The following is a 19,188-nucleotide window of genomic DNA, read 5'->3' as shown; positions in this document are numbered from 1 at the left end:
TGACCCGGGCGCACAGCGCCCGGGCATAAACAATAAAGCAGTACTTTTTTATTAGGGATAAGACATGGGAATAAAGATGCCTTACTGGTGGCTCTCGTGCTGCCTGATATCTGTGCCCGCTATCGCTGCCAGTTCCGCCGCGATGATTAATACAGGAGAATTGAGCGAATCACAGGAACTACCTTCATTAAGCGGCCGCGTCGCGCCGGTGGTCGGAAACGCCGCACCCGGCACGCTCCAGCTCGGCGAAGCCGTTAACCGCGCCGTCACCTGGCACCCCGCCATCAGCGAAGCCGTCGGTAAACTTTACCAGCAGAGCGAAGAGGTCGACGTCGCCAAATCGAAATACTATCCGCAGGTTAATGCCGGCATGGAGAACGGCTACACCCACGACGGCGGTGACAATGGCTTTACCCCGTCGCTGGTACTCTCCCTTTCCCAGATGCTCTACGATTTCGGCAAAGTCGCCAGCCAGGTCCGCGCCGAAACCGCCGGGGTGGCCCAGCAGCAGGCCAACGTGCTGGTCAGCATCGATACCATCGCGCACGATACCGCCATCGCCATGGTACAGGTACAAACCATGCAGCAGATGGTCGACACCGCCAAAGAGCAGCTTGATGCACTCTCCTCCATCGGCAAACTGACCAAACTGCGAAACGACGAAGGGGCAACGTCGCTTTCTGACGTGGTGCAGACCGATGCCCGTATCGAAGGGGCACGCGCGCAGCTAATGCAGTATCAGGCCAGCCTCGACAGCGCTCGCGCCACGCTGATGAGCTTCCTCGGCTGGAACAGCCTCAACACCGTCAGCAACGACTTCCCGCAAAGCCTGTCCCGCAGCTGCGATATCGCCGAGCCGGACGATCGCCTGGTGCCTGCCGTACTGGCAGCCTGGGCACAGGCGAACGTGGCGCAGGCTAATCTCGACTACGCCAACGCCCAGATGACCCCTACCGTCTCGCTGGAGCCGGAGGTGCGTCACTACCTTAACGATCGCTACGCGGGCAACCAAACGCTGGACCGCACCCAGTATTCCGCGTGGGTGAAAGTACAGATGCCGCTCTATCAGGGCGGCGGCCTGACCGCCAGACGCAACGCCGCCGGACACGCGGTGGAGTCCGCGCAATCCACAATCCAGCGCACCCGTCTCGACGTGCGGCAGAAGCTGCTGGAGGCACGCAGTCAGGTGTTAAGCCTGATGAGCACGCTGCAAATTCAGGGTCGTCAGGAGGCGCTCAGCGCCCGCACCCGCGAACTCTATCAGCAGCAGTATCTCGACCTCGGATCGCGCCCGTTGCTGGACGTCCTCAACGCCGAGCAGGAAGTTTATCAGGCCCGCTTCACCCAGCAGCAAACCGCCGGGCAGCTTCATCAGCTCCAGCTGAACTGCCTCTACAATACCGGACGCCTGCGCCACGCGTTCGACCTTGAAAATCGCACCATCCAGACCGTGGAGATCCAGCCATGAAGCAACGCGATATCCCGCAGGGTGAGCCCATGACGGATGAGGCGCTGGCGCAGTGGGCGCAGGCCTTTGGCTACGTTGCCACGCGCTATCGCGTGGCCTGTTCGCCCGGCGCGCTGATGGCAGGTGCCCCGTGGCTTAAGGGCAAGCAGAGGGTCCCGGCCCTTACCCAGCTCGCCCGCGAAGCCGGGCTGTCGTTTCAGCTACTGACGGCGGATCGGCATGCTATCAACAGCTGGCGTCTGCCGGTGGTGGTGGAGCTAACCGAGGGGAGAATTGGCGTCATCGATCACTTCGACGGCGAGGACACACTGGAAGTCAGTTTCTTCGATGACGCCACGCACACCAACCGTCTGTCGCTGAGCGCGATGCTGCCCGCCATCCGCCACGTTATTGCCCTGCGCCCGCTGGCCGCGCTGAAGGACAGCCGCGTGGACGCCTATATCTCGAAATACCGTCCGGACTGGCTCTACCGGCTGGTGATGCGCGACCTGCGCCCCTACAGCTGGGTGATGCTGGTGGCGCTGTTTATCAACGTGCTGTCGCTGTCGGGCATTGTCTTTTCGATGCAGGTGTACGACCGGGTGATCCCCGCCCAGTCCTACCCCACGCTTTACGTGCTGACCATCGGCGTGCTGATCGCCACGCTGTTTGGCTTTGTGCTGCGCGTGGCGCGCGGGCACATCATGGATCTGCTGGGCAAACGCTCGGATCTGCGCGTCTCGGATCGCGTCTTCGGCCACGCCCTGCGCCTGCGCAACAGCGCCATCCCGCGCTCTACCGGCAGCTTTATCTCCCAGCTGCGCGAGCTGGAGCAGATCCGCGAGATGGTCACCTCCTCCACCATTTCGACCATTGTCGATCTCCCCTTCTTCTTACTGTTCGTGGTGGTGCTGGCGATCATCGCCCCGCAGCTGGCGTGGATCGCCCCGGTCGCGGCGGTCATCATGGTGCTGCCCGGCCTGCTGCTGCAAAAGAAACTGGCGGCGCTGGCGAAGCAGTCGGCGCATGAATCGACCCTGCGCAACGCGGTGCTGGTGGAGAGCGTGCAGGGGCTGGAGGACATCAAGCTGATGCAGGCGGAGAACCGCTTTTTGCAGCAGTGGAACAGCTATATCCAGATCACCGCCGAATCCGGCCTGCGCACCCGCGAGCTGACGCAGAACCTGATCAACTGGGGGATGACCATTCAAAGCCTGGTGTATGCCGGGGTGATCGTGGTCGGCGCACCGATGGTGATCGACGGCACCTTAACCACCGGTTCGGTGGTCGCCGCCTCGATGCTGGCCTCGCGCATGATTGCGCCGATGGCCACCCTGTGCGGCGTGCTGGCGCGCTGGCAGCAGGTCAAAGCGGCGAAGGAAGGGCTGGACAGCATCATGCAACTGCCCACGGAAAACCAGCGGGAAGAGACACCGATCCGCCAGGACGTGCTGCGCGGCCATTATCTGTTTGAGCAGGCGCAGTTCCGCTATCACCCGGAAGATCCGCGCATGGCGCTGCGTATTAACCGCCTGGAGATCAAACCCGGCGAGAAGGTGGCGATCCTCGGGCGCAACGGCGCGGGGAAATCGACGCTGCTACAGGCGATGGCGGGCGGCATGGATCTGGCGGGCGGCGAGCTGCGTCTCGACAACTTCAGTCTGCCTCATCTCGACGTGGCGGACGTGCGGCGCAACGTCGGCTTTATGACCCAGAACGCGCGGCTGTTTTACGGCACCCTGCGCGAGAACATCACTCTCGGCATGCCGCGCGCCACCGACGAAGAAATTTTCGAGGTGCTGGAGATGTGCGGCGCAGCGGCCTTTGTCCAGAAGCTGCCGAAGGGGCTGGACTACCCAATTATGGAAAACGGCGTCGGGTTATCCGGCGGTCAGCGCCAGTCCATTTTGCTGGCGCGTATGCTCCTGCGGGACCCGAATATCGTGCTGATGGATGAACCCACGGCCTCGCTGGACGAGCACACCGAGCGGGAGTTTATCCAGCGTCTGAGCGCCTGGCTCGGCAACCGCACCCTGGTGGTCGCCACCCACCGCGTTCCGGTGCTGGAGCTGGTGGAGCGCGTGGTGGTGCTGAAAGAGGGCATGCTGGTGATGGACGCGCCGAAAGCGCAGGCCCTGAGCAACAGCCGTATGCAGCAACAGCAGCAGGCAACCGGACGGGAGTGGAAAAATGAAAATCAGTCAGCGTGACGTCGCCGCGATGGAAGACCTGGACAATGCCCTCGACTCCGAAAGCGGCTACACCGGCGCACGGCGGATCGTTATCTTCTCCCTGCTGCTGTTTATCGCGCTCGGCATCTGGGCGTGGTTCGGCGTGCTTGATGAAGTTTCCACCGGGACCGGGAAAGTGATCCCCAGCTCGCGCGAGCAGGTTTTACAGTCGCTCGACGGCGGGATCCTCACTGAACTGAACGTCCACGAGGGCGATCAGGTCCAGGCCGGTCAGATCCTGGCGCGTCTCGATCCCACGCGATCGGAATCTAACGTTGGAGAAAGTGCCGCCCGCTATCGCGCGTCGCTGGCTTCCAGCGTGCGTCTGTATGCCGAGGTCAACGATCTGCCGCTGACGTTCCCGCCGTCGCTGGCGAAATGGAAGGATCTGATCGCCGCCGAAACGCGTCTCTACAATTCGCGTCGCGCCCAGCTGGAGGACACCCAGCGCGAGCTGCGTGCAGCGCTCGATCTCGCCAACAAGGAGCTGGCTATCACCCAGCGTCTGGTGAAAACCGGGGCCGCCAGCCACGTCGAAGTGTTGCGTCTGCAGCGGCAGAAAAGCGACCTGGAGCTCAAGCTTACCGACGTGCGCTCGCAGTATTACGTGCAGGCGCGCGAAGCGTTATCCAAAGCCAATGCCGAAGTGGATATGGTCTCGGCGGTCCTGAAGGGGCGGGAAGATTCCGTCACGCGTCTGACGGTCAAATCCCCGGTGCGTGGCATCGTGAAAAATATCAAAGTCACCACCATCGGCGGCGTGATCCCGCCGAACGGCGAGCTGATGGAGATTGTGCCGGTGGACGACCACCTGCTGATTGAGACCCGCCTCTCCCCGCGTGATATCGCCTTCATCCACCCAAACCAAGAGGCGCTGGTGAAAATCACCGCCTACGATTACGCCATTTACGGCGGGCTGCACGGGGTGGTGGAAACCATTTCACCGGACACCATTCAGGACGAAGCGAAACCAGAAGTGTTCTACTACCGGGTGTTCATCCGCACCAGCCAGGATTATTTGGTCAACAAAGCGGGACGGCATTTTTCGATTGTGCCGGGGATGATTGCGACGGTGGATATCAAAACCGGTGAGAAAACGGTGCTGGATTACATGATCAAACCGTTTAACCGCGCGAAAGAGGCGCTGCGGGAGCGGTAAGCAGTGCGACGCGTAGCCCTCTCCCGTTAAGAGAGGGCTACGTCAGGAACCCGCTTATAAAGAGGCTTTCAACCGTTTAACGGCATCAATAAGCTGTTCATCCGTTGGCGTCACAAATGACATACGCAAGGTGGTGTGGTCCGGGTTAGCGCAGTAGAAAAACTCGCCCGGCACGAACACCACGCCGTTGCTTAAGGTTTTCTCCAGCCAGCGCGTGGTGTTGATGCCATTGTTCATGTTGGCCCACAGGAACATCCCGCCTTTCGGTTTATGGAAGGACATCACGTCCCCCAGTTCCGCTTCAAGCTCGCGGGCAAAAAGCTGATACTTCTGACGGTAGGCTTCGCGGATGGTGGCAATCTGCCCTTTCAGACGTCCGGTTTTGAGGTACTCGGAGGTCATCAGCTGTGAGAGCGTGCTGGTGTGGAGATCCGTGGTCTGCTTAAGGTTAACCACCGCACGTTTCAGCCATTCAGGGACAATCACCCAGCCCACGCGAGTACCCGGGGCGAGAATTTTCGAGAAGGTGGAGGTATACACGACGTTATCCTCATTACCGATGGCTTTGGCATGGGCAATCAGCGGGCGGAACACCTCGTCGGTATAATTAATTTCGCTGTAGGGGTCGTCTTCGATGATGACAAAATCGTAGCGCTGGGATAGGGCCACCAGCTGCTTACGCCGCGCCTCAGACAGCGTGACGCCACCCGGGTTGCCAAAGGTTGGGACGATATAGACCGCTTTGATGGTTTTGTTTTGTACCAGCGTTTCCAGCTCATCGACAATCATGCCATCGCCATCGGTACCCACGGATTCAAACTGCGCCTGCGCCAGGCCAAACACCTGCAGTGCGGCTAAATAGGTTGGGCGCTCGACCACAACGATATCGCCTGGGTTAATTAAGGCGCGGGCGAGCACATCTAAAGACTGTTGCGAACCGGAGGTGACAACCACGTCATCCGCCGAACAGTGAATACCTCTGTCGGCACAGATCTGCTGGATCCCCTCGCGTAACGCCGGAACCCCTTCCGTCAGGCCGTACTGAAATGCCTCGCCAAACTGCTGGGATAACACGGCATCAGCCGCAATTTTTAGCCCTTCATGATCGAAAAGCGCAGGGTTTGGAATGCCGCCGCCCAGCGAAATCACGCCCGCCATTTTGCTATGTTTCAGAAGTTCGCGGATGGCGGAAGATTGCAGGCTTTGCACGCTGGTGGCGAGTTTTTGGGATGACATGCTGTTGGTACCTTATTTTTTCTTATGATCTCCTTCTTAGTATCATATGTCTGACGCTTTGATAACCCCTGCGCTTATGCCTTGCTCTTTTTCCATGCATAGAGGCTGGCGACCAGTTCCGCCAGAGCGTACCTTACCGACTTCTCCACCACGTCCTGACAATCCCCTGAAAAGAGCTGGCGGTCGGTCTTGATCTGGCCGTGGAAATTCCACGCAAACCAGACGGTGCCCGCGGGGGTGCCATCGTCTCCGCCGTCCGGCCCGGCATAGCCGCTGATGGCGATGCTGATATCGGCCCCGGCACGTTCCAGCGCGCCTGCCGACATCTCCCGGACGGCCTGCTCGCTGACGGCGGTGTACTTCTCAAGCGTTGAGGCCTGCACGCCCAGCATCTTCTGTTTGGCCTCATCGCTAAAGGTGATCACCCCAATGTCATAGAACGCCGCGGTACCCTCTTCCGCACAAAGCGCGGTGGCTAAATTGCCCCCCGTGCAGGACTCCGCCGTGGTTAACCGCAGGCCGCGATCGGTCAGAACGTTGGCGACCTGTTTGGTCAGTTCGCCGGTGGTTTTCGCTACGTTATAGGCTGATTGATTCATATCGCACCTTTTAACTTTCAACAGGAATAATTGAGATGTGGCCGTTGCGTTCCAGGATGGCATATTTGATTTTACTGAACTCGGTGATCCCCTGGTTTTGCCGCGCGGCGACCAGAATATCGTCGCAGGAGACATCCACCTTTTTAAGTTTGTCGGTAAAAGGCATGCCGTTTTCCACCAGAATCACCGGCGTGCCATCCAGCAGATTCTCGGCACCGGAGAAATATTTCTTCGCAATACCAAACAGAATATCGACCACCACCAGCGTGACAATGGTGAGCATGGCCCCGGTGACGGAGAAATCATTTCCCAGCAGCGCCTGCTGGGTGGCTTCGCTGATAATGAGCAGCAGAATGAGATCGAAGCTGGTCATCTGCAGCAATGCGCGACGACCGGCGATTTTAAATACCACCAGCAGAATCAGATAAATCGCCAGGGCACGGAATACCATCTCCATATCGTTCTCCTAGGGGTAGATAAATTGCCGGAAGGTGATGTCCGGCTGGTTATTCAGACCAAGCGAACTGACCGTATTCCCGAATTGCGTAGGGGTGATATACAGCCAGACGGTGAAGTCCTGTTTATTGCTGACGTTGTTATAGATCAGGTGCAGCGTATTACCCCGGCTGAACATGCTGTCCGGCTGCGGCGTAATACTGCCGGGCTGGAATGCCTTATTAAAATCGCCCCCCAGGCGAAACTCATAATGGTCTGCCTGTACCCCCTTCGCCGTAAAGGCCAGCTTATATTCCGTTTGTAATCGCCCATAACGCTCATAATTAACCGTCAGCGTTTTGGCGGTATTTTCTTTTGTTGCCGTGCTGACATAGCCGTTAGAGAAAACGCCCGCCACGGCCAATAAAATAATCAGTAAAAGAAGGCCCAGCCCCAGGCGCTGACAGGCGGCTTCAAAATTCAGTGCCAGACGACTCTCGTTTACGCCGGGTAAGGTATCTTCTTCACCATCAAATCCCGCCATTTGTCACTCCGTGCATTCCATTAAATTAATCATCCTTATGATTTATAAGGAAAAGCCCTTTTAAGACACATCTCGTTTGCCAGATTAAGCAATAGCAACCAGGCTTAATAAGTCAAGCCAACACGCTACCGGAGGCAAGAATGAAATTTTCCTACGCACCCTTATTTTGCTGCCTGCTGATGTCAACGGCCTGGGCAGACGATAACGGTGGATTGAAAAAAGGCGAGGCACCGCCACCACCGCATGCCCTGGACGATGGATATCGCGGTGCCGAGGATGCACGTATCATGACGGTCGAGCAGGCTAAAGAGATGCACGACGGGGCCACCATTTCACTGCGCGGGAATTTGATCGACGGCTCCGGGGACAAATACCGTTTCCGTGATAAAACGGGTGAAATAGATCTCGTCATTCCAAAGGCAGTATTTGATGGCCGAACGGTAGAACCTGATAATATGCTCTCCATCAACGGGAGTCTGGATAAAAAATCCTCACCGCCTGTCGTTCGTGTCAATCATATTCAAAAATAAATCCCGTTCGTACGCTACGCTTATTTCCCTTGTCGTTATCCTTATTTCCTCCCCCGCCATCCGGGGGAGAGAAATATCAGGCCAACGCGTGACGGATAAGATGTGCAATAAATTCTGTCAGTTTTGGCAGCGGGCGTAGATCCTGTCGCCACAGCAGATTTACCGGCCTCGGCGTTGGGGTGTAGTGCTCCAGCACCCGAACCAGCCCGCCGCTTGCCAGTTCTTCCGCCACCAGCACCTCCGGTTGAAGCAGCAGCCCCGCGCCCGCCCGGGCCGCCATGCGTAACCCGTAGCCGTCGTTACAGCGCAACACCGCATCGCGTTTCCAGCGCACCTCCCCTTCCACGCCCGGCAGCCGCCACTCGTTGCGCGCGGTCCACACCGTATGGGAAAGACACAGATGATCCACCAGGTCGGCAGGCGTTTGCGGCGTACCGTAGCGTGCCAGATAGTCCGGCGCGGCGCAGATCACCATCCGGTAGGGGCACAGATATTTCGCGACAACATCGTCGGCATGCATGTCCCCAATGCGAATTGCCAGATCGACCCCTTCCTCGACCAAATCGACCCGGCGGTTAGTCAGATCGAGTTCGACGCGCACCTGCGGGTAGCGCTGTAAAAACGTGGCGGTGAGTGGCGCTATCACGCATCCGCCAAACGACGTAGGGGCGGTGACGCGCAGCGTTCCGGCGGGCGTGGCGCGCAGCCGTTCGACCGCACTTTCGGCAATGGTGACCTGCTCCAGCACCCGCTTTGCCTCATCGTAATAGACGCGCCCGGCGTCGGTTAAACTCTGGCGGCGGGTATTGCGCTCCAGCAGGCGCGTGCCAAGGCGCGATTCCAGCTGGGCGATGTATTTCCCGACCATCACCGCCGACATCTCAAGCCTGGACGCCGCGCCGGTAAAACTTCCGCTTTCAACCACGGCGATAAAGGTCTCCATGCCGCGTAGCTTATCCATATTGCAAACCTCTGGTTAGTAATCCTCTAACTTTAACCCAGTTTATCCGACTTCTTATTTATTAAAGAATGCATGCTCACAACATAAGGAGTCGGCTATGAAAATCGTGATTATTGGTGCCAGCGGTACGGTCGGTCGGGCGGTGACGGAGGAGTTGAGCCGTCGTCATGAGACGATCCGCGTGGGCCGCACGCAGGGCGATCTGCAGGTGGATATCACCTCTCAGGAGAGCGTCAGCGCGCTGTTTGACTCGGTGGGTAAGGTGGATGCCATCGTCTCTGCCAGCGGTGGTCTGCACTTCGGCCCGCTCTCTACCATGAAAGACAGCGATTTCAACCAGGGCTTACAGGACAAACTGCTGGGACAGGTACGCCTGGCGTTGACCGGGCAACATTACCTGAACGAGGGGGGCTCCATCACGCTTATCAGCGGCATTGTGGCGCACGAGCCGATTACCCAGGGGGTGAATGCCACCACGGTGAACGCCGCGCTGGAAGGGTTCGTCCGCGCTGCCGCCTGCGAACTGCCGCGCGGGATCCGCATCAATTTGATTAGCCCGACCGTACTCACCGAGTCCGCCGACGCTTATGACGGTTTCTTCCCGGGTTTTGAAAGCGTCCCCGCTGCGCGCGTGGCGCAGGCCTATCGCCGCAGCGTGGAAGGGGTGCAGACCGGACGGGTATATACGGTAGGTTACTGAGCCTTACGGGCAGCGACTAATACCCCATCGGGAATGCCGGGTGGCGCTGCGCTTACCCGGCCTACAAAAGATGCGGCCTGATGCCCTCACTCCAACCCTCTCCCACGTGAAGAGGGAGAAATGCTCATCAGCCCACCGTCCCCCAGACGAGGTTGCCGTTATGGAACGTCGCGGTACGCGGTGAAATGCGCGCCACGGCCTCGGCGGAGCAGGAGGCATCCACCAGCACAAAGCTGGCGGCATCCTGCGCTTTCGGCCAGACGCGCTCGCCTTTCTCGTTCAGCGGCAGCACGTCACCGGTGGCGATACCCAACGCCCGGGAGAGCGTCTGCTCGTTCGGGCGGATATAGAGCTGGGCGTAAAGGTTGGCTTTTTCCAGCATGTCCCCCAGACCGTACGGCGACCAGTGGTCGATCACGCTGTCGGTGCCGGTCATGACAAACACGCCCTTATCGCGCAGCTGCTTCAGCGGCATGTGCAGTGTGCCAATTGGCACCGTGGAGGCAATGGTAACCTGCTGCGCCGCCATGCGGGTGGCGATCTCGTCCACCTGCTGTTCGTTCAGCGTCGCCAGCGCGAAGGCGTGGCTGATGGTCAGTTTACCCTTCAGTTCAGGCGTTTTTTCTACCGTCTCCACCATGTAATTCACCGCCGCCACGCCCGCCGGGCTGGTTTCATGCAGGTGGATGTCCACCCCTTTGTCGTAGTCCAGCGCAATCTGGAACATGGTATCAAGCGACTTCTCCATGGCGCCGTCAACGTTAGTCGGATCCAGCCCGCCCACGTAGTGCGCCCCGGCCTGCATCGCTTCGCGCATCAGCTTTTCAGAGTTAGATAACAGCAGGCCGTGCTGCGGGAAGGCCACGATTTCGCAGTCAAATCCTGCGCTGCGACGCGCCAGCACCGCCTGCAGGTTTTCGAGATTTTTCAGGCCGGATACCGGCTCGATGTTGCAGTGGCTACGGGCGATGGTGGAACCTTTCGACTGAATCAGGTCGATCAGCTTTTCTGCCCGCGCCTGAGTGTAGGGCTGCAGCTCCGGGAGCAGCTTTTGCTCAAGGCGGATCATATCCTGAATGGTGGTGCCCGCCGGGCGGTTAAGCGAGCGCCACGGGCCGCCGTAAAAGGTTTTATCGAGGTGGATATGCATATCGCGCATCGCCGGGAGCATCAGTTTACCGCCCGCGTCATAGTGCGGCAGCGTGGCGTCGGCGTAGCTTTGGTTGTCGCGCAGGGCGACGATTTTGCCGTCCCGGATCTCCAGCGTTTTCAGCTCGGTGCGGGTGCTTGTCGCCACCCCGCCGTCGAAAGTAAATCCGGCCTCCAGCAGCACGTTATCCAGGTAGTAGTGTTTTGCGGTGATGCTCATTGGTTTGCCGGTCTCGCAGGTTGGCTTTGCGCTATCGGCAGCATACGCGACGGAACCGGTCGCGCCAAACAGCGCGCAGGCGGTGACCATTTTGCCGCTCTGGCTAATAAACTCGCGGCGGCTTTTATTCTCTTTCATCTTATCTTCCTTCATTAACAATATGGGTACCGGTTTCGCCGCGCAGCGCCGCGGCCAGGCAGTCCGGCGAGGTAATCACCACGCGTTTGCCGCCGTGATGCAGGAATTCCAGAGAGGCAACGATTTTCGGCAGCATACTGCCCGCCGGGAAGTGTCCCTCCTCCCTGTAGCGCGTCATCTGCGCCACGCTCATCCGGTCCAGCGCCTGCTGGTTCGGCTTGCCGAAGTTGATGCACACTTTCTCTACGCCGGTGGTGATGACCAGCACGTCGGCGTGGATCTCGCGCGCCAGCAGCGCGGTGGAGAGATCTTTATCGATCACCGCGTCCACGCTCTGATACTCGCCCGCTTGCGTACGGACGACCGGGATACCGCCGCCGCCCGCGCCTATCACCACGAAGCCTTTTTGCGTCAGCGTTTTAATGGCATCGGCTTCCACAATGCGCAACGGCTGCGGCGAGGCCACCACGCGACGATAGCCCCGGCCAGAATCTTCAACGAACTGCCATGCCGGATGCTCAAGCTGGAGCGCATCGCGCTGCGCCTCGCTGAAGAACGCGCCAATGGGTTTGGTGGGATGGGTAAAGCCCGGATCGTTTTTATCCACCTCCACCTGCGTAACAACGGTGACCGCTTTTTGCTCGCCGCGCGCCGCCAGGCGGTTGTTCAGCGCCTGCTGGATCAGGTAGCCGATGCCGCCCTGCGTATCCGCCACGCAGTTTGCCAGCGGGGTGAGCGGCAGCCCTTCACGCTCGTGGGCAATTTCGGCGCGGCGCAGATCCAGCCCCACCTGCGGGCCGTTGCCGTGGGTGAGCACAATGTCATAGTCGGATGCCAGCATCTCCAGCACCGACTCAGCCACCGCTTTTACCGCCTGGGCCTGATGTTCCACCGATTGACTGGCGTTATCTTTGATAATGCTGTTGCCGCCGATGGCGACGACCATGAGCTCTTTCATTTGTTTTCCTTTAAAAAAGTGCGTTCTGGTGCCCTCACCCCGGCCCTCTCCCACAGGGAGAGGGGGATTAACGTTCCCTCTCCCCGTGGGAGAGGGTTAGGGTGAGGGCATCAGGCATTATCAGGACTCAGAAACCGGTGCCGCCGCGCTTGCCGCTTCCCGGCTGTCCAGCACATGCTTCACCACGAACATGCCGCCCATCATCAGGTAGGCCGTGACGAACAGCAGCGAGCTGCCCTCAGCGAAGCCGACCACCGGCGCGTGGATCACCCCGAACAGCGCCAGCAGCGCGCCACCTGCGGCAGCTACCGCGCCGCGCAACGGTTTGTTGATGATGGCGAAGATGGCGATACAGCCCCAGAGCATGCTGGCGAGCGGCGCGCCGCTGCCGAGATGCACCAGCCCTTCGTAGTAAATCCCTTTGCTGTGCAGCACGTCAGTCCCTATTTTCGCCGCGCTGGTGCCCGTCGCGCCCATCACGCTGTTCACCATGGTCAGCGCCCAGTTGGCTATCCACGGGAACAGGCAGATGAAGATAACGGGCACCTCCACCTTCGGCGTTTCGCGCACCACCTGGTTGGCGGTGACCACGCCGATAAACACCAGGATCGGCACGATGGCGGTCATCGGAATGATGGCGAGCATAAAGGCCCCCAGCCCGAACAGCGGCACGATGAACATGGTCACGCCGGAGGCCAGGGTGTAGCCGATGCTGGCCCCCATTGCCTTCCAGCCCGCGTGGCCCACGTAGACCGTCACCGGGAACGGGTTGCCCATCAGACAGCCGAGCATTGACGCCAGGCCGTTCGCCAGCATTACTTTACGCGTCGGGTATTCATCTCCCGCCGCGTGGGCGCTCTCGATGTTCTCCAGGTCAAAGATGTAGTTCGCCAGCCCCAGCGGCACGGCGGAGGCCAGATACGGCAGCGCGTGCGGCAGACCCTGCATAAAGCCGTCGATGTGTACGGATGGCGGGTTAAAGCCGAACGACGACATCGAGGCCCTGATCGCTTCCGGGCTTTGCAGGCCGGAGATCCACGCCAGCAGAGTACCGGCGATCAACAGCAGCAGGCCGGTCGGAATGCGGGCAAAGATCGGCTTCTTGCCGAACCAGTTGATGAAAATCAGCAGCAGTACGATGAACGACACGGTCGGCGCTTCGAAGGCCTGCAGCATCGGGTTCATCGCCAGCAACAGCAAACCAAGGCCAGAGAGGCACGACAGCAGCACGGTGCGCGGGATCATCCTGCGGATGGTCTCCCCGAGGAAGGAGCCGCCCGCGAGGATCAGCGCCTCAACGAAGCACCACACCAGGCCAATTTGAATGGCGAAATCCGCATCGCCGGTTTGCTGATAGACCGGCATCAGCACCAGAAAGGTCACGGTGAAGATCGACGGCGCGCTGGGGCCCGACGGCAGCGCGGTCACGTCGTTACGCCCGGTCTGGCGCGCCATCTGCAGGCCAAACCAGGTGTAGCAGACGCTCGCCACCAGAACCGCCAGCCCGAAGGCTGGCGCAATGCGTCCATAAACAATCTCCTTCGGGATGCCGACGACAAAAATGAGCAGCCCCATCATGGTCAGCAAATTGGTCAGGTTGTTGGTCATCAACCCGAAATACGCCGCCCAGTCACCTCTTTTCCACTCCAGCTTCATGTTTTTCATGGATGCATGCCTTATAAAAAGTAGCGATCGCGGAAGGTCAACAGCGCCTTTTCAAAACAGCTAAACGGCGGGTGAACAATGCCCGCGCCAATCATGCCGATACCGGCGTCCTTGTGGGCAATGGCGGTGTTGATCACCGGCAAAATGCCGCTGCCCGCTACCCTGGTGATGTCGATGGCGGTCGGAATGCCCATGAACGACAGCAGCGGAATGGTGACGTTGGGGTTTTCCCCGAGGGTGATTTCGCGCATCTGGCGGGAGACGTCGACGGCCTCCTCTACGGTGCCGCCCACCAGCGCCACAATCGCCGGGGCGGTTGCCATCGCGAAGCCGCCAATGCCGTAGGTTTCGGTGATGGCGCTGTCGCCGATGTCCAGCCCGGAGTCTTCCGGCCTGTAGCCCGCGAACATCGGGCCAATCACCTGCTGCGCCGGGCCGGTGAACCACTGCCCCGGCAGGCCGGAGACGCGCAGGCCAAACTCGTAGCCGTTGCGCGCCATGGTGGTGACCACGGTGCTGTACTCGATACCGTGCGCGGCGTCGAGCGCGGCCTTGCACATCGCCATCCACGTCGGGCCGGAGAAGTAGTCGCTGCTGGCGACAAACTCGAACACCTCGCGCTGCTGCTCTACCGGATACCCCGCCTGAATCAGCCCCGGCGTCAGCGCCTGGATCAACAGCGTGGTGCCCGCGTTGTTGCGGTTGTGGCACTCGTCGCCCATATGCAGCGCCTGCGCCAGCATCAGACGCAGATCGATTTCGCCGAGAATGTTCATTGCGTCGCGCAGCATCGGGCCGAGCACGTCACGCATCCAGTTCAGGCGGTCGATCACGCTCTGATCGTTGGCCCCCATGCGCAGGATCTTCGCCATCTGCTCGCTGAGGTTGGTAAACGCGCGGTTGCCGTAGGTTTTATTCTCCACGATGTGCATAAACATCGACGCGGAGGTGACGCCCGCCATCGAACCCACGCAGTCGTGCTCGTGGCACGGCGAGAAGGTGATGTCGCCCGAGGCCGCGACGCGCTCCGCGTCTTCGATATCTTTCGCCAGCCCCTCGAATACCAGCGCCCCGGTGACCGCCCCCTTCATCGCACCGCACATGTTTTCCCAGGCAACCGGCGGACCGGCATGAAGAATGGTGGTACGGGTCATGCCCGGCACCACGTTGATCGCCAGGTCGTAACCCACCAGCACCGGATGGGACTGAATAATACGCTCCAGCGCAATGGCGTTGGCGGCGGCGATTTTTTCCGCCAGCGGTGCGTCCGTGAGCTGGTCGAGCGCCTCCACCACCTGCATATTGCCCTGCCCCGGCGGCGTCCAGTCGAGGTGGGTGACAGGAATGTGCTGCTGTTTAAGATCGTCACTGAACATCGCAATACCAACGTTGATCACGTTCAGCGGCTGGTTAAATAAGGTGGTCATTATGCATTCTCCCCTTTGCAGACAAATTCGCGGGCCAGTAAGCCGGTGTTGGTGCTGCTGCTGGCCCAAATCACGCCAGCGTCGGTCAGCCGCTGGCACTGCTGCGCCAGCGACTGGGGATCCTGGTCGGTGCCGAGTACGTAGCCCAGAATGACCAGCGGACGGTTATCGGCTTTCGCTATCGCCTGCGCCTCCTGTATGGCGTCGATCATCACCCCGACCGGATCGTCATGTGCGCCAAAGCCGAGCACGAAGTCCATCACGATCACCGCCACTTCCGGATCGCGCGCCTCCTGCAGCAGGCGGGTGATGCGGTTGCTCGGATCGATCATCGGGTGCGGCCTGCCGTGGGTGAAGTCGTCATCGCCAAAATCCAGGAAGGTGTGGGCCTGGCTGACGTTGATGTCGCTCAGTCGCTTTGCCGGATCGGGCTGGATGTTGCTGTAGACGTCATCGTATTTCTCCAGCGCGGCAAACATCGCTTCATCGCACAGCGTGCCGCCGCAGAACAGGCCGCGAATATACTTTTGTTGCGGAGTCAGGCGGGCGCGTACCTCTTCAATCAGCGGCCAGTTGAGCGGGTGTAGATCGAGGGATTCCTGTTTAATGCCGGTCAGCAGCACCGCTTTAAGGGCTGCCTCTTTGGTGCCGCGGGCAAACTGCAGGCCGTCCTCGTCTGCGGGTGGTGCGTTGCGCCCCAGGAAACATGCAACAACCGGTTTGCGGCAGGCGCGGGCGCGGGCCAGCACTTTCTCCGCCACCGCTGGAGCTGGCGGCTTGGAGATGAGGACGATCGCCTGAGTGTTCTCGTCGGCTTCCAGCATGGCGATCGCGTCGAGCATCATCAGGCCGCCAATTTTTTCGCTCAGATCGCGCCCGCCGGTGCCAATCAGCTGCGACACGCCGCCACCGAATTCGTGAATGCGCACGCTCAGCTCCTGGCTGCCGGTGCCGGACGCCCCGACGATGCCGATCGATCCGCGGCGCACGGCGTTGGCGAAGCACAGCCCCGCGCCGTTAATGATGGCGGTGCCGCAGTCCGGCCCCATCATCAGCAGTCCTTTCTGGTGCGCCAGTTGCTTGAGCGCCAGTTCGTCGTCGAGGGAGACATTATCGGAGAACAGCATCACGTTGAGATCGTTCTCCAGGGCCTGTCGCGCCTCGCGGGCGGCAAAGGTGCCGTTGACGGAGATCACCGCCAGGTTTGCGTCAGGGCGGTGGGCTTTGGCGCTGGCAATAGTGGCGTAGCGGGCTTCATGGGAGCCTGCACTTTCCTTGCGGGTGAATAAGGCTTCAATGGCGGCCAGCGTTTCATCATTCGCCGCCTCGCCTTTAATCACGATCATCAGGTCGCCGTTTTTGGCCTCGGCTAATTCCGGCGTAAGCAGCCCGAGGTTATGTAATACGCCCTTATTCATTTCCGTCGCCATGGCCACGACGGCCTGCTCAACGCCCGGTAATTTATTGGCTTTGGTCGATACCGACATGAGCGAGACGGAATCAAACCAGGTATTCTTTTTGATAACGATTTTGGTGGGCATGGGTTTCTCCTGAATGCGGATAAAAGGGGGCCGCCATCGTGCAAAACGCACGACGGTAGAATGCTTTTTTATGTCGCTGCCAGCCGGAAAGGGCTGGCCGGATTAATTACGCGCCTGCGGCAAGCAGCAGGTCGGCGATTTCATCGAAGCCTTTTTCCCGGGCCAGTTCGAGGGGAGATTTTCCGTATTTATCGGTCATGTGCGGGTTCGCGCCGTTTTCCAACAGCAGCCTGACGATCTCCTGCTGCTTCGCGCCGCCGTCATTGAGGACAATGGCTTCCAGCAGCGGCGTCCAGCCGACAAAGTTGGTGTGGTTGACGTTGATATCGGTTTTTTCCAGCAGCTCGCGAACAATGTCGACGTGGCCTTTTTCACTGGCGGGGGTGATCCCCACGCCGCCAAAGCGCGTAAGGCGATCGAGATCGGGATTCGCAGGAAGTACAATGCGCAGCAAAGTAAGATCGTTGGTCAGGCAGCTAATCAGGAAAGGGTTAAAGCAGGTCTGATCCTGTTTATCAATATCCGCGCCGGCGGCAATTAAATATTCCACACACGGATAATGCTTTTTCAGGCTGGCAATAATAATGGCGGTTCTTTTCTGGCGATTCGTGGCGTTGATATCCACGCCTTTATCGAGGCAGGCTTTAAGCGCATCCACGTTTCCCTGCTCGGCCGCCAGCAGAAATTCAGTCACGAGTTCAGTTGCAGACATATTCACACTCCCTGGTTTTTCATTGCTGATGTCCCGAGAATAGCAACAGCCTTTCAGGAAAAGAATCCGCTTAAAAATCATTCATCGACAGGCAATTCATTATTGAGTTAAATTCAACAGTTCAGCCAAAATGTGCGGGTGTGCACTCTTTTTCTTATGTTTCGCCGCGTTTTTACGCCCGGCGCGACATTATGCTTATGGCTAAAAAAGCCTTGCGCCACGCGGCACGTAGCTACACGTCAAAATTGTGATCCGCTTCAAATGCGGTGTAACTGCGTTGTTAAAATATGTTCAAAACTAATGGTGGACGGGAGCAGTGATATGAATTCCATCTTTACCGAAGAAAACCTGCTGGCCTTCACCATGGCGGCGCGTTACAGCAGCTTCAGCAAGGCGGCGGAAGAGCTGGGCGTGACAACCTCAGCCATCAGCTACACCATCAAGCGCATGGAGACCGGGCTGGACGTGGTGCTGTTCGTGCGTAACACCCGCAACATTGAGCTGACCGAGTCCGGGTTTTACTTTTATCGCAAGGCGACCGACCTGCTGAACGACTTTCACGCCATCAAGCGCGGGATCGACACCATTTCGCAGGGCATCGAAACGCGGGTCAGGATCTGCATTAATCAGCTTTTGTATACGCCCCGCCACACCGCCCGGCTGCTGCAGGTGCTGAAAAAACAGTTTCCGACCTGCCAGATCACGGTGACAACCGAGGTCTACAACGGGGTGTGGGATTCCATCATCAATAATCAGGCTAATATCGCCATCGGCGCGCCGGACACCCTGCTCGACGGCGGCGGCATTGATTACACCGAGATCGGCGCGATTCGCTGGGTCTTTGCGATCTCGCCCGAACACCCGCTGGCATTTACCCCGGAGCCAATTGCCGAAAGCCAGCTGCGCCTGTACCCCAATATCATGGTCGAAGACACGGCCCACACCATCAACAAAAAGGTGGGCTGGCTGCTGCACGGTCAGGAGGCGATTCTGGTGCCGGACTTCAACACCAAATGCCAGTGTCAGATCCTGGGGGAAGGGATTGGATTTTTACCGGAGTATATGGCGCGGGAGGCCGTGGAAGAGGGGCTGCTGGTGACGCGGCGCATTAATAACCCGCGTCAGGATTCGCGCATGCTGCTTGCCACACAGCATGCGGCTACCGGTCAGGTGACCCGCTGGGTTAAACAACAGTTTGGCCCTGAGGGGGTACTGACCGGAATTTATCGCGATTTACTCTGGCGCGCCTAGCTTTTGGTCTGCACCCAGAACGCGTGGATCAGGCCAGGAATATAGCCCAGCAGCGTCAGGACGATATTCAGGATAAATGCCCATCCGAAGCCTTTACCCAGTAAAACACCCAGTGGCGGAAGAATGATTGTAAAGACGATGCGCCAAAAACCCATAAAATCTCCATGCAAGCTAAACAGTTGAATCTAAAAAAGAGTATTCCCTCTAAGCGTAGCCAGTTTACCTGCCCTCGCCATCACTTTTGCACCCTTTTACCCTCTTTTACGCTTTTGACACTGGTTTAAT

General features: G+C 59.1%; 18 protein-coding genes. 6 read left to right on the top strand and 12 right to left on the bottom strand.

The genetic code is table 11. From position 1 onward, the window contains the following. The first annotated feature begins 64 nt into the window (after positions 1 to 64). Genes ACWKX3_RS19335 through ACWKX3_RS19325 form a run of 3 tightly spaced genes read left to right on the top strand, consistent with a single transcriptional unit; the run spans position 65 to position 4,837 of the window. The gene (locus tag ACWKX3_RS19335; protein ID WP_058608478.1) at positions 65 to 1,468 is read left to right on the top strand and encodes a TolC family outer membrane protein; all 1,404 of its coding nucleotides are present in this window, start codon (positions 65 to 67) and stop codon (positions 1,466 to 1,468) included. Then, entirely contained in the window at positions 1,465 to 3,657 is a 2,193-nt protein-coding gene (locus ACWKX3_RS19330; RefSeq protein WP_454542233.1) for a type I secretion system permease/ATPase, read from the top strand. The genes ACWKX3_RS19335 and ACWKX3_RS19330 overlap by 4 nt, the downstream gene beginning before the upstream one ends. 10 nt (positions 3,658 to 3,667) lie before the next feature. Further along, on the top strand, positions 3,668 to 4,837 hold the full coding sequence (locus ACWKX3_RS19325; protein ID WP_088208688.1) for an HlyD family efflux transporter periplasmic adaptor subunit: 1,170 nt from the start codon (positions 3,668 to 3,670) through the stop codon (positions 4,835 to 4,837). Positions 4,838 to 4,891: 54 nt separating this feature from the next. Here ACWKX3_RS19325 and ACWKX3_RS19320 read toward each other — a convergent pair whose 3' ends face one another. The 4 genes from ACWKX3_RS19320 to ACWKX3_RS19305 form a co-directional block, all read right to left on the bottom strand. Next, positions 4,892 to 6,073, bottom strand: a complete 1,182-nt coding sequence (locus ACWKX3_RS19320; RefSeq protein WP_088208673.1) for an aminotransferase-like domain-containing protein — start codon at positions 6,071 to 6,073, stop codon at positions 4,892 to 4,894. Positions 6,074 to 6,147: 74 nt separating this feature from the next. Beyond that, a complete protein-coding gene (locus ACWKX3_RS19315) occupies positions 6,148 to 6,672 on the bottom strand; it encodes a 2-oxo-tetronate isomerase (RefSeq protein WP_058608480.1) in 525 nt (174 codons plus the stop codon). Between the two features lie 10 nt (positions 6,673 to 6,682). Continuing rightward, positions 6,683 to 7,129 (bottom strand): DUF421 domain-containing protein, encoded by a 447-nt coding sequence (locus ACWKX3_RS19310; RefSeq protein WP_006178119.1) that lies wholly within the window; start codon positions 7,127 to 7,129, stop codon positions 6,683 to 6,685. A gap of 9 nt (positions 7,130 to 7,138) precedes the next feature. Further along, positions 7,139 to 7,651, bottom strand: a complete 513-nt coding sequence (locus ACWKX3_RS19305; protein WP_006178120.1) for a hypothetical protein — start codon at positions 7,649 to 7,651, stop codon at positions 7,139 to 7,141. Between the two features lie 140 nt (positions 7,652 to 7,791). Between ACWKX3_RS19305 and ACWKX3_RS19300 the strand changes: the two genes are divergently transcribed. Continuing rightward, a complete protein-coding gene (locus ACWKX3_RS19300) occupies positions 7,792 to 8,181 on the top strand; it encodes a YdeI family stress tolerance OB fold protein (RefSeq protein ID WP_042321754.1) in 390 nt (129 codons plus the stop codon). Between the two features lie 76 nt (positions 8,182 to 8,257). Here ACWKX3_RS19300 and ACWKX3_RS19295 read toward each other — a convergent pair whose 3' ends face one another. Further along, positions 8,258 to 9,142 carry a LysR family transcriptional regulator gene (locus ACWKX3_RS19295; RefSeq protein ID WP_058608481.1) on the bottom strand — a complete coding sequence of 295 codons (885 nt, stop codon included), beginning with the start codon at positions 9,140 to 9,142 and terminating at the stop codon, positions 8,258 to 8,260. Between the two features lie 97 nt (positions 9,143 to 9,239). Here ACWKX3_RS19295 and ACWKX3_RS19290 point away from each other — a divergent pair, with 97 nt between their 5' ends. Beyond that, complete coding sequence (locus ACWKX3_RS19290) at positions 9,240 to 9,842, top strand: short chain dehydrogenase (RefSeq protein ID WP_454542232.1); 603 nt, start codon at positions 9,240 to 9,242, stop codon at positions 9,840 to 9,842. A 127-nt stretch (positions 9,843 to 9,969) separates the two neighbouring features. Here ACWKX3_RS19290 and ACWKX3_RS19285 read toward each other — a convergent pair whose 3' ends face one another. The 6 genes from ACWKX3_RS19285 to ACWKX3_RS19260 all read right to left on the bottom strand — a co-directional run bounded on the left by ACWKX3_RS19285 (position 9,970) and on the right by ACWKX3_RS19260 (position 17,652). Further along, complete coding sequence (locus tag ACWKX3_RS19285; protein WP_454542231.1) at positions 9,970 to 11,349, bottom strand: amidohydrolase family protein; 1,380 nt, start codon at positions 11,347 to 11,349, stop codon at positions 9,970 to 9,972. A gap of 1 nt (position 11,350) precedes the next feature. Then, the gene (locus ACWKX3_RS19280) at positions 11,351 to 12,307 is read right to left on the bottom strand and encodes a carbamate kinase family protein (protein WP_454542230.1); all 957 of its coding nucleotides are present in this window, start codon (positions 12,305 to 12,307) and stop codon (positions 11,351 to 11,353) included. Positions 12,308 to 12,427: 120 nt separating this feature from the next. After that, positions 12,428 to 13,972, bottom strand: a complete 1,545-nt coding sequence (locus tag ACWKX3_RS19275) for a xanthine permease (protein WP_454542229.1) — start codon at positions 13,970 to 13,972, stop codon at positions 12,428 to 12,430. A gap of 11 nt (positions 13,973 to 13,983) precedes the next feature. Next, positions 13,984 to 15,399: an oxamate carbamoyltransferase subunit AllG family protein gene (locus tag ACWKX3_RS19270; RefSeq protein ID WP_454542228.1), complete on the bottom strand. Its 1,416-nt coding sequence runs from the start codon at positions 15,397 to 15,399 to the stop codon at positions 13,984 to 13,986. Then, entirely contained in the window at positions 15,399 to 16,940 is a 1,542-nt protein-coding gene (gene fdrA / locus ACWKX3_RS19265) for an acyl-CoA synthetase FdrA (protein ID WP_454542227.1), read from the bottom strand. The genes ACWKX3_RS19270 and fdrA overlap by 1 nt, the downstream gene beginning before the upstream one ends. Before the next feature lie 106 nt (positions 16,941 to 17,046). Further along, a complete protein-coding gene (locus ACWKX3_RS19260; protein ID WP_042321764.1) occupies positions 17,047 to 17,652 on the bottom strand; it encodes an ankyrin repeat domain-containing protein in 606 nt (201 codons plus the stop codon). Positions 17,653 to 17,973: 321 nt separating this feature from the next. On the opposite strand from ACWKX3_RS19260, the gene ACWKX3_RS19255 reads away from it, so the two are divergent. Next, complete coding sequence (locus ACWKX3_RS19255; RefSeq protein ID WP_137849814.1) at positions 17,974 to 18,903, top strand: LysR substrate-binding domain-containing protein; 930 nt, start codon at positions 17,974 to 17,976, stop codon at positions 18,901 to 18,903. Here the strand turns inward: ACWKX3_RS19255 and ACWKX3_RS19250 are convergent. After that, the gene (locus ACWKX3_RS19250) at positions 18,900 to 19,058 is read right to left on the bottom strand and encodes a YqaE/Pmp3 family membrane protein (protein WP_006178132.1); all 159 of its coding nucleotides are present in this window, start codon (positions 19,056 to 19,058) and stop codon (positions 18,900 to 18,902) included. The genes ACWKX3_RS19255 and ACWKX3_RS19250 overlap by 4 nt on opposite strands. Positions 19,059 to 19,188 lie beyond the last annotated feature (130 nt).

It is taken from the genome of Enterobacter sp. UPMP2052 (assembly GCF_053709675.1).
Note: the sequence above shows the minus strand (reverse complement) of the source record. Positions and strands in the feature narration are given on the sequence as shown.

What these genes read in the sequence shown, in the direction of transcription:
- ACWKX3_RS19305 (WP_006178120.1), bottom strand. Translation starts at nt 7,651, where the DNA reads ATGGCGGGATTTGATGGTGAAGAAGATACCTTACCCGGCGTAAACGAG.
- ACWKX3_RS19310 (WP_006178119.1), bottom strand. Translation starts at nt 7,129, where the DNA reads ATGGAGATGGTATTCCGTGCCCTGGCGATTTATCTGATTCTGCTGGTG.
- ACWKX3_RS19330 (WP_454542233.1), top strand. Translation starts at nt 1,465, where the DNA reads ATGAAGCAACGCGATATCCCGCAGGGTGAGCCCATGACGGATGAGGCG.
- fdrA (WP_454542227.1), bottom strand. Translation starts at nt 16,940, where the DNA reads ATGCCCACCAAAATCGTTATCAAAAAGAATACCTGGTTTGATTCCGTC.
- ACWKX3_RS19260 (WP_042321764.1), bottom strand. Translation starts at nt 17,652, where the DNA reads ATGTCTGCAACTGAACTCGTGACTGAATTTCTGCTGGCGGCCGAGCAG.
- ACWKX3_RS19285 (WP_454542231.1), bottom strand. Translation starts at nt 11,349, where the DNA reads ATGAAAGAGAATAAAAGCCGCCGCGAGTTTATTAGCCAGAGCGGCAAA.
- ACWKX3_RS19280 (WP_454542230.1), bottom strand. Translation starts at nt 12,307, where the DNA reads ATGAAAGAGCTCATGGTCGTCGCCATCGGCGGCAACAGCATTATCAAA.
- ACWKX3_RS19290 (WP_454542232.1), top strand. Translation starts at nt 9,240, where the DNA reads ATGAAAATCGTGATTATTGGTGCCAGCGGTACGGTCGGTCGGGCGGTG.
- ACWKX3_RS19275 (WP_454542229.1), bottom strand. Translation starts at nt 13,972, where the DNA reads ATGAAAAACATGAAGCTGGAGTGGAAAAGAGGTGACTGGGCGGCGTAT.
- ACWKX3_RS19270 (WP_454542228.1), bottom strand. Translation starts at nt 15,399, where the DNA reads ATGACCACCTTATTTAACCAGCCGCTGAACGTGATCAACGTTGGTATT.
- ACWKX3_RS19255 (WP_137849814.1), top strand. Translation starts at nt 17,974, where the DNA reads ATGAATTCCATCTTTACCGAAGAAAACCTGCTGGCCTTCACCATGGCG.
- ACWKX3_RS19320 (WP_088208673.1), bottom strand. Translation starts at nt 6,073, where the DNA reads ATGTCATCCCAAAAACTCGCCACCAGCGTGCAAAGCCTGCAATCTTCC.
- ACWKX3_RS19250 (WP_006178132.1), bottom strand. Translation starts at nt 19,058, where the DNA reads ATGGGTTTTTGGCGCATCGTCTTTACAATCATTCTTCCGCCACTGGGT.
- ACWKX3_RS19335 (WP_058608478.1), top strand. Translation starts at nt 65, where the DNA reads ATGGGAATAAAGATGCCTTACTGGTGGCTCTCGTGCTGCCTGATATCT.
- ACWKX3_RS19295 (WP_058608481.1), bottom strand. Translation starts at nt 9,142, where the DNA reads ATGGATAAGCTACGCGGCATGGAGACCTTTATCGCCGTGGTTGAAAGC.
- ACWKX3_RS19325 (WP_088208688.1), top strand. Translation starts at nt 3,668, where the DNA reads ATGGAAGACCTGGACAATGCCCTCGACTCCGAAAGCGGCTACACCGGC.
- ACWKX3_RS19300 (WP_042321754.1), top strand. Translation starts at nt 7,792, where the DNA reads ATGAAATTTTCCTACGCACCCTTATTTTGCTGCCTGCTGATGTCAACG.
- ACWKX3_RS19315 (WP_058608480.1), bottom strand. Translation starts at nt 6,672, where the DNA reads ATGAATCAATCAGCCTATAACGTAGCGAAAACCACCGGCGAACTGACC.